The organism is Actinocorallia sp. B10E7, assembly GCF_039871655.1.
In the GTDB taxonomy this organism is placed as follows: domain Bacteria; phylum Actinomycetota; class Actinomycetes; order Streptosporangiales; family Streptosporangiaceae; genus Actinocorallia.
The window spans coordinates 832292-844728 of sequence record NZ_JBDPLZ010000002.1; the positions used below are offsets into that span (position 1 = coordinate 832292).

The 12437-nt window shown below is 71.8% G+C and carries 15 protein-coding genes; 14 read left to right on the plus strand and 1 reads right to left on the minus strand.

The genetic code is table 11. The features are described from left to right. The first annotated feature begins 61 nt into the window (after positions 1 to 61). The 5 genes from aroC to ABGB12_RS09070 all read left to right on the plus strand — a co-directional run bounded on the left by aroC (position 62) and on the right by ABGB12_RS09070 (position 3713). A complete protein-coding gene (aroC, locus tag ABGB12_RS09050; protein WP_347675821.1) occupies positions 62 to 1243 on the plus strand; it encodes a chorismate synthase in 1182 nt (393 codons plus the stop codon). After that, on the plus strand, positions 1240 to 1746 hold the full coding sequence (locus tag ABGB12_RS09055; protein WP_347675822.1) for a shikimate kinase: 507 nt from the start codon (positions 1240 to 1242) through the stop codon (positions 1744 to 1746). Before aroC ends, ABGB12_RS09055 begins: the two co-directional genes overlap by 4 nt. Next, complete coding sequence (aroB, locus tag ABGB12_RS09060; protein ID WP_347675823.1) at positions 1746 to 2825, plus strand: 3-dehydroquinate synthase; 1080 nt, start codon at positions 1746 to 1748, stop codon at positions 2823 to 2825. Before ABGB12_RS09055 ends, aroB begins: the two co-directional genes overlap by 1 nt. Further along, entirely contained in the window at positions 2822 to 3253 is a 432-nt protein-coding gene (gene aroQ / locus ABGB12_RS09065; protein ID WP_347675824.1) for a type II 3-dehydroquinate dehydratase, read from the plus strand. The genes aroB and aroQ overlap by 4 nt, the downstream gene beginning before the upstream one ends. 88 nt (positions 3254 to 3341) lie before the next feature. Further along, positions 3342 to 3713 (plus strand): DUF2834 domain-containing protein, encoded by a 372-nt coding sequence (locus tag ABGB12_RS09070; RefSeq protein WP_347675825.1) that lies wholly within the window; start codon positions 3342 to 3344, stop codon positions 3711 to 3713. Between the two features lie 4 nt (positions 3714 to 3717). Here the strand turns inward: ABGB12_RS09070 and ABGB12_RS09075 are convergent, their stop codons facing one another. Beyond that, a complete protein-coding gene (locus tag ABGB12_RS09075; RefSeq protein ID WP_347675826.1) occupies positions 3718 to 4290 on the minus strand; it encodes a TetR/AcrR family transcriptional regulator in 573 nt (190 codons plus the stop codon). A gap of 55 nt (positions 4291 to 4345) precedes the next feature. Here ABGB12_RS09075 and ABGB12_RS09080 point away from each other — a divergent pair, with 55 nt between their 5' ends. The 9 genes from ABGB12_RS09080 (at position 4346) to ABGB12_RS09120 (ending at position 12382) form a co-directional block, all read left to right on the plus strand. After that, entirely contained in the window at positions 4346 to 5275 is a 930-nt protein-coding gene (locus ABGB12_RS09080; protein WP_347675827.1) for a LysR family transcriptional regulator, read from the plus strand. Between the two features lie 111 nt (positions 5276 to 5386). After that, the gene (locus ABGB12_RS09085; RefSeq protein WP_347675828.1) at positions 5387 to 6082 is read left to right on the plus strand and encodes a type 1 glutamine amidotransferase domain-containing protein; all 696 of its coding nucleotides are present in this window, start codon (positions 5387 to 5389) and stop codon (positions 6080 to 6082) included. Positions 6083 to 6151: 69 nt separating this feature from the next. Continuing rightward, positions 6152 to 7021: an aldo/keto reductase gene (locus ABGB12_RS09090; RefSeq protein ID WP_347675829.1), complete on the plus strand. Its 870-nt coding sequence runs from the start codon at positions 6152 to 6154 to the stop codon at positions 7019 to 7021. Between the two features lie 166 nt (positions 7022 to 7187). Then, a complete protein-coding gene (locus ABGB12_RS09095; protein WP_347675830.1) occupies positions 7188 to 7859 on the plus strand; it encodes an enoyl-CoA hydratase/isomerase family protein in 672 nt (223 codons plus the stop codon). Positions 7860 to 7939: 80 nt separating this feature from the next. Continuing rightward, a complete protein-coding gene (locus ABGB12_RS09100; RefSeq protein ID WP_347675831.1) occupies positions 7940 to 8989 on the plus strand; it encodes an LLM class F420-dependent oxidoreductase in 1050 nt (349 codons plus the stop codon). Positions 8990 to 9266: 277 nt separating this feature from the next. Beyond that, complete coding sequence (efp, locus tag ABGB12_RS09105; protein ID WP_347675832.1) at positions 9267 to 9827, plus strand: elongation factor P; 561 nt, start codon at positions 9267 to 9269, stop codon at positions 9825 to 9827. Further along, positions 9827 to 10243 carry a transcription antitermination factor NusB gene (gene nusB, locus ABGB12_RS09110; protein ID WP_347675833.1) on the plus strand — a complete coding sequence of 139 codons (417 nt, stop codon included), beginning with the start codon at positions 9827 to 9829 and terminating at the stop codon, positions 10241 to 10243. Before efp ends, nusB begins: the two co-directional genes overlap by 1 nt. A gap of 115 nt (positions 10244 to 10358) precedes the next feature. After that, positions 10359 to 11099 carry a methyltransferase gene (locus tag ABGB12_RS09115; RefSeq protein WP_347675834.1) on the plus strand — a complete coding sequence of 247 codons (741 nt, stop codon included), beginning with the start codon at positions 10359 to 10361 and terminating at the stop codon, positions 11097 to 11099. Next, positions 11099 to 12382 (plus strand): DNA polymerase IV, encoded by a 1284-nt coding sequence (locus tag ABGB12_RS09120; RefSeq protein ID WP_347675835.1) that lies wholly within the window; start codon positions 11099 to 11101, stop codon positions 12380 to 12382. The genes ABGB12_RS09115 and ABGB12_RS09120 overlap by 1 nt, the downstream gene beginning before the upstream one ends. The last annotated feature ends 55 nt before the right edge of the window (positions 12383 to 12437 follow it).

Sequence of the window (12437 nt, forward strand, 5' to 3'; positions counted from 1 at the left end):
CGCGTCTCACGTTCCGGACGCCGTGTCCGGGTGGTGGCCGCGAGGTGGAAGAATTACCAGCATGTTGCGCTGGTTGACCGCTGGGGAGTCGCACGGCCCGGCCCTCGTCGCGATCGTGGAGGGCATGCCCGCCGGAGTGCGGGTGACGTCCGCGGACATCGCCGAGGGGCTGCGCCGCCGCAGGCTGGGCCACGGCCGCGGGGCCCGGATGAAGTTCGAGCAGGACAAGGTCACGATCGTCGGGGGGATCCGGCACGGGTCGACCCTCGGCGGGCCGGTCGCGATCGAGGTCGGCAACTCCGAGTGGCCCAAATGGGAGACGGTCATGGCCGCCGACCCGGTGGACCCGGAGGTGCTGGCGGCGCAGGCGCGCAACGCCCCGCTGTCACGGCCCAGGCCGGGGCACGCCGACCTCTCGGGCATCCAGAAGTACGGCTTCGACGACGCCCGGCCGGTCCTGGAGCGCGCGAGCGCCCGCGAGACCGCGGCCCGCGTCGCGCTCGGCGAGGTCGCCAAGGCCTTCCTGCGCCAGGCTCTGGGCGTCGAGGTGTTCAGCCATGTGGTCTCGCTCGGCGAGATCGAGGTGCCGGCCGACGCGCCGCTGCCCGGGCCCGAGGACCTCGAGGCGATCGACGCCAGCCCCGCCCGTTGCTTCCACGCAGAGACCGACGCGGCGATGGTCGCGCACGTCGACGAGCTGAAGAGGGCCGGAGACACTCTGGGCGGCGTGGTCGAGGTGCTGGCCTACGGGCTGCCGCCGGGTCTGGGCAGCTACGTGCACTGGGACAGGCGGCTGGACTCCCGCCTCGCCGGGATCCTCATGGGCATCCAGGCGATCAAGGGCGTCGCGGTCGGCGACGGGTTCGAGACCGCCCGCAGGCCCGGCTCCCTGGCCCACGACGAGATCGAGGGCACCCCCGAGGGTGTGCGGCGGCGCACCAACCGGGCCGGGGGCATCGAGGGCGGCATGACCAACGGCGAGGTCCTGCGGGTCCGCGCCGCGATGAAGCCGATCTCCACCGTGCCGCGCCAGCTCGACACCATCGACGTGCTCACCGGGGAGCCGGCCAAGGCGATCAACCAGCGCAGCGACGTCACCGCGGTGCCCGCCGCCGGTGTCGTCGCCGAGGCGATGGTGGCGCTGGTGCTGGCCGACGCGGTGCTGGAGAAGTTCGGCGGCGACAGCGTCGAGGAGACGGCCCGCAACGCCCGCGCCTACCTGCAGTCCCTGGTGGTCAAGTGAGCCCCCGCGCGGTGCTGATCGGCCCGCCCGGCTGCGGCAAGACCACGATCGGCACGCGGCTGGCCGCCGAGCTCGGCGTGGGGTTCCGCGACACCGACGCCGACATCGAGGCCGCGGCGGGCAAGCCGATCAGCGACATCTTCATCGAGGACGGCGAGCAGCACTTCCGCGCGCTGGAGCGCGAGGCGGTGCGCACGGCGCTCGCCGAGCACGACGGCGTCCTGGCCCTGGGCGGCGGGGCGGTCATGGCCGAGGAGACGCAGGAGCTGCTGGCCGGCCACGAGGTGATCTACCTCGAGGTGTCCCTGGCCGAGGCGGTCAAGCGCGTCGGGCTGAACTCCGCGCGCCCCCTGCTGGTGCTCAACCCGCGCTCCCAGCTGCGCAAGCTGCTGGAGGAACGCCTGCCGATCTACCGGCGGCTGGCGAAGATCACCGCTGACACCACCGAGCGTTCCGAGGAGGAGGTCGTCGCCGGTCTGGCGGCGGCCCTGGAGGAGTCCTGATGAGCGAGGTCACCCGGATCACCGTCGGCGGGGACGAACCCTACGACGTGGTGATCGGCACCGGGATCCTCGGCGAGCTGCCCGCGCTGGTGGGCGAGCGCGCCCGGACGGTCGCGGTGGTCTACTCCGAGAACCTGCCGGAGATCGCCCGGCCCGTCGCCGGCGCGCTGGAGAAGGCCGGGTACCTGACGCACCTGGTGCCGGTGCCCGACGGCGAGGCCGCCAAGAACGTCTCGGTGCTGTCGGGGCTGTGGTCGAGGTTCGCCGAGCTGGGCGTGACCCGCTCGGACGCCGTCGTGGGCGTCGGCGGCGGCGCCACCACCGACCTGGCCGGGTTCGCCGCGGCCTCGTGGCTGCGCGGGGTGCGCTGCGTGCTGGTGCCGACCACGCTGCTGGCCATGGTCGACGCGGCCGTCGGCGGCAAGACCGGCATCAACATCGCCGAGGGCAAGAACCTCGTGGGAGCCTTCGCCCCGCCCGCCGGGGTGCTGTGCGATCTGGCCACGCTGATGACGGTCCCGCGCGAGGACTACATCTCCGGCCTCGCCGAGACGATCAAGGCGGGGTTCATCCGCGACCCCCGCATCCTCGAGCTCGTCGAGTGCGACCCCGAGGGCGCCGCCCGTCCGGACGGGCCGCACACCAGGGAGCTGGTGGTGCGGGCGATCCAGGTGAAGGCCGACGTGGTGGGCGCCGACCTCAAGGAGTCGGGCCTGCGCGAGATCCTCAACTACGGCCACACCCTCGCCCACGCCATCGAGAAGAGCGAGGACTACCGGTTCCGCCACGGCCACGCCGTCGCCATCGGCTGTGTGTTCGCCGCGGAGCTCGCCCGCCTCGACGGCCGTATCGACGACGAGCTCGTGGAGCGCCACCGTTCGGTCTTCTCCTCCGTCGGCCTGCCCATCTCCTACCGCGCCGAGGCGTGGGAGGAGCTTCGCGCGACCATGAACGTCGACAAGAAGACCCGCGGCGCCACCCTGCGCTTCGTCGTCCTCGACGGCCTCGCCTCCTGCGGCCGCCTCGCCGGCCCGTCGGAGGACCTGCTCCGCTCCGCCTACGCCGAGGTGGCCCGATGAAGAAGGTGCTCGTCCTCAACGGCCCCAACCTCCGCAGGCTGGGCACCCGGGAACCGGAGATCTACGGCGCGGACACCTTCGACGACCTGGTGAAGCTGTGCCGGGAGACCGGCCTGGAGCTGGGGCTGGACGTCGAGGTCCGGCAGACCGACGACGAGGCCGAGATGGTGGGCTGGGTGCACCGGGCCGCGGACGAGCGCACCCCGGTCGTGCTGAACCCGGCGGCCTTCACCCACTACTCCTACGCCCTGCACGACGCCCTGGCCCAGCGCACCGCGCCGTTGATCGAGGTGCACATCTCCAACCCGGCCACCCGCGAGGAGTTCCGCCACACCTCGGTGGTCGCCTCGGTGGCCACCGGGACCATCGCGGGCTTCGGCCTCCGCTCCTACGTCCTGGCCCTACAGGCCATCGCCGAGCTGGAGTAGCGGCTCCCGCTCCGGGGCCTCTGGGATTGGGCGGGATTCTGTGGAAGGCTGCCGAAGATAAGCGCGTACTTACCTTCGGAGGCCGGCCGTGCAGTTCCGAGACCGCCTGCTCGTCAGGCTCTATGTGCTCGTCGCGATCGGTGCGCTGATCGCCACCTGGTCGCAGAACATCCGCTTCTTCCGCCAGGAGGACGCCGGCGGGCTCGCCGGGTTCATCGAGGCCTGCTACGCCAACGCGGCGGCGGCGTCCATCACCAACGACGTGCTCTTCATGGCGCTGGCGGCCTGGGTGCTGATGGCGGTGGAGGCCCGGCGGCTGGGGATCCGGCACCTGTGGGTGTACTTCGTGCTCTCGGGCGTCCTGGCGATCAGTGTGGCGTTCCCGCTGTTCCTGGCGGTGCGCCAGCGCAGGATCGGGCGGATGCGCGAGGCCGGGGAGGAGGGCGGGGAGGAGCCCTGAGGGCTCACCCCGCGGACCTCAGGGCGTTCTCCACGGCGAGTTCGAGCTCCACGGCCACCTGGTCGAGGGCACTGGTGTCGCGCGCGGCGCGGCACAGGATGGTGGCGCCCTCGACGGCCGAGACGATGAGGGTGGACAGGCTCGCGGCGCGCTCGGCGGAGCAGCCGCCCGCCACCAGGCCCGCGGACAGCGCCTCCCGCCAGCGGCGGAAGGCGCGGGCGGCGGCGTCGGCGAGCTGCGGCGCCTCCTCGTGCGACTCGACGGTGACCGCGGCGATGGGACAGCCCGCCTGGAAGTCGCTCTTGACCAGGACGCGGCGCCACCAGCCGATGAAGGCGTGCACGGCGGCGACGGAATCGCCCTCCTTGATGGCCGACTCGGTGCCCGCCGCGACGAAGTCCCCCGCGTAGCGCATGGCCTCGACGGCGAGCTGGACCTTCCCGCCGGGGAAGTGGTGGTAGATCGAGCCGCGCGGAGCCCCGCTGTGCGCGATCACGTCCCGGAAGCCCGTCCCGGTGTAGCCGCGCTCCCGGAACAGGTACACGGCGCTGCGCACCATGCGCTCTTTCGCACTCACGCCCCCAGTATGACGCACATCATAGAGCGCTCGGTGAGATAGATAGAGTTCTGAGGTGCCTCATAGGAATTCCCATGGACCGCCGGATCTCCACCAGCTGCGGACGTTCCTGGCGGTCTACCGGGCGGGTTCGGTCACCGCGGGGGCGCGGCTGGTGGGGTTGTCCCAGCCGACGGTGACCACGCAGCTCAGGGCGCTGGAGGAGCGGCTCGGGCGGGCGCTGTTCGAGCGGCTGCCGCGCGGGGTGGCGCCGACCGCGGCGGCCGACGCGCTCGCCGCCCGGCTGGCGGGGCCGCTGGACGCGCTGGAGGAGGTCGCCGGGGGAGCGGGCGCGCGGGAGTCGGCGCCCGAACCCCCGGTCCAGCTGGGTGGTCCGGCGGAGGCGCTGGCCGCGCTGGTCCTGCCCGTCCTGGCGCCGCTCGTGGCCGAGGGGGTGCGGCTGAGGGTCGCCACAGGGCTGGCCGAGGACCTGCTGGCCGGGCTGCGGGCGGGCGTCCACGACCTGGTGTTCTCGTCGGTCCGTCCGCGCGGCCGGACGCTGCTGGCCGAACCGCTCCTGGACGAGGAGTTCGTGCTCGTCGCCTCCCCGGCGACCGCGGAAGCCGTCGGCCCCGGACTGCTCGAGGCGGCGGGGCCCGCCGCGCTGGACGGCGTACCGCTGGTGGCCTACGCCGACGATCTGCCGATCCTGCGCCGCTACTGGCGCCATGTGTTCGGCGTTCGCCTCACCGTCGCCCCGGCCCTGGTCGTCCCGGACCTGCGCGGTGTGCTGGCGGCGGTGGCCTTCGGGGCCGGGGTGAGCGTCCTGCCGCGCTACCTGTGCGCGTCCGGTCTGGAGGCGGGCACGCTCGTCGCGCTGCTGGAGCCGGACGACCCGCCGATCAACACCATGTTCCTCGTGCGGCGGGCCGGCGCGCCCGCCGGCCCGCACGTGACGGCGGTGTACCGGCGTCTCCAGGAGGCGCTGGGCCGCCGCTCGTTCTAAGGAACGCATCCTCCGATCTCCCGATTCTTTCCCTTTTCCATTGGATTTCCGATAGATCGGATAGGGATTTCTCTTGGTCTCCGGGGGTCCGTGCGACATAGCGTGGATGGCATGTCGAAGATCCTTTTTGTGATGACCGGAGCCGACCACTGGACGCTCGCCGACGGCACCCGCCACCCCACGGGTTTCTGGGCCGAGGAGGCCGTGGCGCCGTACGAGGCCTTGGTCAAGGCGGGGCACGAGATCGTCGTCGCCACTCCCGGAGGCGTCGTCCCCGTGGCCGACCGGGCGAGCCTGGCGCCGGAGGCGAACGGCGGCGGGGAGGGCGCCGGCAGGATCGCCGCGGCGCTCGACGCGATGGACGAGCTGCGCTCGCCGGTGAAGGTCGAGGAGGTGGACCTCGCGGACTACGACGCGCTCTTCTACCCCGGCGGGCACGGCCCGATGGAGGACCTGGCCGTCGATCCCGGCTCCGGCGCGCTGCTGGGCAGGGCCCTGGACTCCGGCAAGCCGATCGGCGTGGTCTGCCATGGGCCCGCCGCGCTGCTGGCCGCCCGCGGTGACGACGGCTCCTCCCCGTTCGCCGGATACCGGCTGACCGGGTTCACCAACGCCGAGGAGATCCAGGCCGGGTTCGCGGAGAAGGCGCCCTGGCTGCTCCAGGACCGGCTGGTGGAGCTCGGCGCGGACTTCCGGGAGGGCGAGCCGTGGGCGCCGCACGTCGAGGTCGACCGCAACCTGGTGACCGGCCAGAACCCGGCCTCCTCCGGACCGGTGGCCGTGGAGCTGCTCGAGAAACTGGGCTGAGCCGGTGTGCGGGACATCGTGGGTGGGTCGGCAAGATGGTGGATCGACCTTCCTACGAAAGGAGTCGTGATGGCCACCGCACTCTCACGTCCCGCAGAAGCCTCCGGAACCTTCCCGATCGGCGGCGATCTGACCGTCAACCGGCTCGGCTACGGCGCCATGCAGCTCACCGGCCCCGGCGTCTGGGGTGATCCGCAGGACCCGGACGAAGCCGTCCGGGTCCTGCGCCGGGCCGTCGAGCTCGGCGTGAACCTCATCGACACCGCCGACTCCTACGGGCCCTTCGTCAGCGAGATGCTGATCAAGAAGGCGCTGCACCCCTATCCCGAGGACCTCGTCATCGCCACCAAGGGCGGGCTCACCCGTTCGGGCCCGGACGACTGGCGGCCCGTCGGGCGCCCCGAGTACCTGCGCCAGCAGACCGAGCTGAGCCTGCGCCACCTGGGCGTCGAGCGCATCGACCTCTACCAGCTGCACCGCATCGACGCCAAGGTGCCGCTCGCCGACCAGTTGGGCGAGCTGGTGAAGCTCCGGGAGGAGGGCAAGATCCGCCACATCGGGCTGTCGGAGGTGACGGTCGCCCAGCTGGAGGAGGCGCGAGGGATCGCCGAGATCGTCTCGGTGCAGAACCTCTACAACCTCGCCCACCGCGACGCCGAGGACGTGCTGGAGTACTGCGAGCGGGAGGGGATCGCCTTCATCCCCTGGTTCCCGATCGCCACCGGGCGGCTCGCCCGGCCGGGCGGCCCGCTGGACGCCTTCTCCCGCGAGCACGGCGCCACGCCCTCGCAGCTGGCCCTGGCCTGGCTGCTGCGCCGCTCCCCGGTCATGCTCCCCATCCCGGGCACCTCCAAGGTCGCCCACCTGGAGGAGAACACCGAGGCGGCCCGCATCACCCTCACCGACACCGAGTACGAGGCGCTCACCGCCGCCGTCTGAGGAGTCCGCCCATGTCGACCCGTACGACTATGACATTCGTCATATTGACGCGGGCCTTCGGTGTTGACCACCCTCCCTATGACAGTCGTCATAGGGGGATGGGAGCGCCGCCGGGCGGTTCGCCGTCCGGCACGACCATCTGCCAGAGCTGCCAGCCGGAGAGAGAATGATCAAGATCGAGAACGCGGGGTCCGGGGTCTACGTCCTCCGCTTCCAGAACGGCGAGAACCGCTTCTCGCCCGAGTTCCTCGAGGGCGTGAACAAGGCGCTGGACGAGGTGGAGGGCGAGGCCAGGGCGCTGGTCACCACCGGCGAGGACAAGTTCTACTCCAACGGCCTGGACCTGGACTGGCTGAACGCCCACGGGCAGCAGAGCAACTGGTACGTGGGGGAGATCCACGCCCTGTACGCCAGGTTCCTCAAGCAGAACCTCCCGTCCGTCGCCGCCGTCAACGGCCACGCGTTCGCCGGCGGCGGCATGCTCGCCCTCAGCCACGACTTCGCCGTGATGCGCGAGGACCGGGGCTGGTTCTGCCTGCCGGAAGTGGACATCAACATCCCGTTCACCCCCGGGATGGCGGCCCTCGTCCAGGCCAAGCTCTCCACGGAGACCGCGCACGAGGTCATGCTCACCGGCCGCCGCTACACCGGTCCCGAGGCGGTCGAGGCGGGGATCGTGCGGCGGACGGCGTCCGAGGGCGAGGTGGTGGGGGCGGCGATCGAACTGGCCGCGGCCCTGGCAGGCAAGGACGGCAGGACGTTCGGCGCGATCCGCCGCACCATGTACCGGCCCGCCATCCAGGCGCTCTCCGCCGAGCCGACCCTCCGACTGCCCTAGAAAATCTGACGATTGGCATACTGAACCGAATTCGGTATGCCTGAACCCTACTGTCGACCCACTGACGAGGAGCGGAACACATGCGGATCGGAATGCCCCTGGGCTACGCCGGCGGCTTCAAGGAGAGCGTCGCCGAGCTGGTCGAGTACGAGAAGGCCGGACTGGACATCGTCTACGTCGCCGAGGCCTACAGCTTCGACGGCGTGAGCCAGCTGGGCTACATCGCCGCCAAGACCGAGCGGCTGGAGATCGCCTCGGGCATTCTCAACATCTACTCCCGCACGCCGACCCTGATGGCGATGACCGCCGCGGGCGTGGACTACGTCTCCGACGGCCGCTTCACCCTGGGCATCGGCGCGTCGGGCCCGCAGGTGATCGAGGGCTTCCACGGCGTGCCCTACCACGCGCCGCTGGGCCGCACCCGCGAGGTCATCGAGATCTGCCGCAAGGTCTGGAAGCGCGAGGCCCCGCTGGAGCACCACGGCAAGTACTACGAGCTGCCGCTCGACCCCGCCAAGGGCACCGGCCTCGGCAAGGCCCTGAAGATCATCAACCACCCGGTGCGCCCCGACATCCCGATCCAGGTCGCCGCGATCGGCGAGAAGAACGTCGAACTGACCGCCGAGCTCGCCAACGGCTGGCAGCCGATCTTCTTCCTGCCGGAGAAGGCCAAGGACGTGTGGGGCGAGGCGCTGAGCAAGGGCGAGGCCAAGCGCGACCCGGCCCTGGGCACGCTCGACATCGTCGCCCAGGCCCCGCTGGCCATCGGCGAGGACGTCGATGGCTACCTGGACTTCGGCCGCCCCATGGCCGCCCTCTACATCGGCGGCATGGGCGCCAAGGGCAAGAACTTCTACAACTCCCTCTGCCGCCGCTACGGCTGGGAGAAGGAGGCCGAGGAGATCCAGGACCTCTACCTGTCCGGCAAGAAGAACGAGGCCGCCGAGAAGGTCCCCGCCGAACTCGTGCGCAACATGTCCCTCATCGGCCCCGAGTCCTGGGTCAAGGAGCGTCTGGCCGCCTTCAAGGAGGTCGGCGTCACCACCCTGAACATCACCCCGATCGCCGCCGACCACAAGTCCAAGATCAAGCTGGTCGAGCGCATCAAGGAACTCGCCGCCGACATCTGAGCCGCGGCCGGAACCCCGCGGGCGCCAGGGCGTCCGCGGGGTTCTCGCTCTTCGCGGAACCCGTGGCGGCGTCTTCCGCCGCCCTCCCTGGAGCGGGCGGCCGTCGCGAGGGCCGAATCGCCGCCGCGACGGGCCGCGGCCGCCGAACGCAGTAAACTGACGGATCGAGTTCCCCTCGAGCGCGGGGTCAGGGCGGACGGCCCGGAGCTCCTCATCAGACCATCAAGCCAGGGACCGCCCGTCCACGGGCGGGCTCCGCAACGGAAAGACGATTCGAGTGGCGACGACGAACGACCTGAAGAACGGCATGGTACTCAAGCTCGACGGCGGCGAGCTGTGGTCGGTCGTGGAGTTCCAGCACGTCAAGCCGGGCAAGGGCCCCGCCTTCGTCCGCACCAAGATCAAGCACGTCAAGTCCGGCAAGATCGTCGACAAGACCTTCAACGCCGGGATGAAGGTGGAGACCGCGACCGTCGACAAGCGCGACATGCAGTTCTCCTACAAGGACGGCGAAGACTACGTCTTCATGGACACCGAGTCCTACGAGATGCTGCACGTCTCGCCGGCGGTCCTCGGCGACGCGGCCAAGTTCCTGCTGGACAACGGCCAGGCGATGCTGGCGATGCACGAGAGCGAGGTGCTCTACGTCGAGCTCCCCGTGACCGTCGAGATCGTCGTCGCGCACACCGACCCCGGCCTGCAGGGCGACCGCTCCACCGGCGGCAACAAGCCCGCGACCCTGGAGACCGGCGCGGAGATCAAGGTCCCGCTGTTCATCACCACCGGTGAGAAGATCAAGGTCGACACCCGGACCGGCGACTACCTCGGCCGCGCCTGATGGCCGCTCGCACCAAGGCCCGCCGCTACGCCTTCGAGATCCTCTTCGAGGCGCAGCAGCGGGACATCTCCCCGGGCGAGGTGCTGCAGCGCCGCGGCAAGCCCAAGGGCGAGGAGCTGGCCGAGCACGGCCACGCCGTCCGCCTGATCGAGGGGGTCACCAGGCACCGCGAGCGCATCGACGAGCTGCTGGCCACCTACGCGGTGGGCTGGACGCTGGACCGCATGCCCGCGGTGGACCTGACCGTGCTGCGCATCGGCGCCTTCGAGCTGCTGTGGGCCGACGACGTCCCCGACGGGGTGGCCCTCAGCGAGGCGGTGGCGCTGGCCACCGAGTTCTCCACCGAGGAGTCGCCGAAGTTCGTCAACGGCCTGCTCTCGCGGCTGCAGGACCTCAAGCCGAGCCTGGCCCTGTGATCCCAGGCGGGCCCGTCCGGCACGGGCCCGTCCCGGGCCGGGGCCTCCCCGTTCCTCCCATGCCGTCGCGCGCATGGGCCGGTGCGTCGTCGGCCCGCGCGGCTAGGCTGGGGGCATGACCGTGGACGAAGGAGTGCGCAGTCCCGGCGGCGGGCCGGGCAGGCCGGGGGCCCGCGCCGCGGTGCGGGACGTGCTGGCCCCGCTGCTGGAGAACGGCCCGCTGGACGTGGTCGACGTCGGAGGCGGCACCGGGCACACCGCGGTCCCGCTGGCGGCTCTGGGCCACAGGGTGACGGTCGTCGACCCCAACCCCGACGCGCTGGCGGCCCTGGAGCGCCGTGCCGCCGAGGCCGGGGTCGGGGTGCGCGCCGTGCAGGGCGAGGCCGCAGGGCTGGAGGGCGCCGTCGGAGCCGCGGCGGCCGACCTCGTCCTGTGCCACAGCGTGCTGCAGTACGTCGACGACCTCGACGCAGCCGTGGGCTCGCTCGTCGCCGCGCTGCGTCCCGGGGGAGGGCTGAGCCTGCTGGTGCCCGGGGCCCTGGCCGCGGTGGTCCACCGGGCCGCGACCGGTCGCTTCGAGGAGGCCCGCCGGCTGCTGGAGGACCCCGGGGAGGAGGGCCGCCTTCCGCGCCGTTTCACCCCCGAATCCCTGCTGGAGCTGGCCGCGTCGGCCGGGCTGACGGAGCCCGAGGTCCACGGGGTGCAGATCTTCTCCGATCTCGTGCCCGGGAGCCCCGCCGAGCCCGACCCGCACACCGCCGAGTCCCTGCGCGCCCTGGAGGCGGCGGCCGCCACCCATCCGGTGCTGCGCTCGCTGGCCGCCAGGCTGCACCTGTTCGCCAGACGCCCGGCCTGATGTCCCGCAAACAGCAGCTGGACCGCCCGGGGACGCCTCCCGGCCCGCCCGCCGACGACACCGGCTGCCCGATCCTGCACGTGGACATGGACGCGTTCTTCGTGTCCGTGGAACTGCTGGAACGCCCCGAGCTGAGGGGGAAGCCGGTCCTGGTCGGCGGCCTGGGCAACCGCGGGGTGGTGGCCGCGGCCTCCTATGAGGCCCGGCGGTTCGGGGTGCACTCGGCCATGCCGATGAGCAGGGCGTTGCGGCTGTGCCCCCGGGCGGTGGTCCTGGCGCCGCGGCACGGCGAGTACTCGGCGGTCTCCCGCCGGGTCAGGGAGATCTTCCTGTCGTTCACCCCGGAGGTGGAGCCGCTCTCGCTGGACGAGGCCTTCCTGGACGTGGCGGGGGCGCGCAAGCTGTTCGGCCGCCCGGTGGAGATCGCCACCGCCATCCGGGAGCGGGTGGCGGGCGAGCTGGGCGTGACCTGCTCGGTGGGGGTGGCGCCCACGAAGTTCCTGGCCAAGCTGGCCTCCACCCGCTGCAAGCCCGACGGGCTGCTGGTGGTGCCGGCGGACGGCGTCCTGGAGTTCCTGCACCCCCTGCCCGTGGCGGCCCTGTGGGGCGTGGGCGAACGGACGGAGGAGCATCTGTGCAGGATGGGGCTGCGTACCGTGGGGGAGTTGGCCCGGATCCCGCTGGAGACGCTCAGGCGCGAGCTGGGGGCCGCCCAGGGCGCGCATCTGCACGAGCTGGCCTGGGGCCGGGATCCGCGCCCCGTCCGCCCGCACGTCCCCGACAAGAGCGTCGGCGCAGAGGAGACGTTCGAGATCGACATCGCGGAGCCGGAGGAGGTGCGCCGGGAGCTGCTGCGGCTGGCGGAGAAGGTCGGCGCCCGGCTGCGGGCGTCGGGAAACCGCGGGCGCACCGTGAGCGTCAAACTCAGAGAGCCGGACTTCTCGACGATCACCAGGTCCCGTACCCTTCCCGAGCCGACGGATCTCTCACGTGTGATCTACATCACAGCGTGCGAGCTCTATGAGGCCTCGGGACTGGAGCGGGTACCACTCCGGTTGCTGGGTGTCCGGGTCGAGAACCTGGCCGGTGCCGGCCCGGAGGTCCGCCAGCTCGCCCTGGACGAACCAGAGCACGGCTGGCGGGAGGCCGAGCAGGCGATGGACGAGGCCGCACGCAGGTTCGGCCGGGGGGCGATCCGCCCCGCGGCCCTGATCCGTCCGTCCCGCGGCCCGCGCGGGAACGGACGGGACGACGGTGGCGAAGGGGACGGTGGGGCACTATGAGAAGGACCACAGATGAATAGCTTGTGGGCTCACCACGACGGTTTCCTTCACTCCG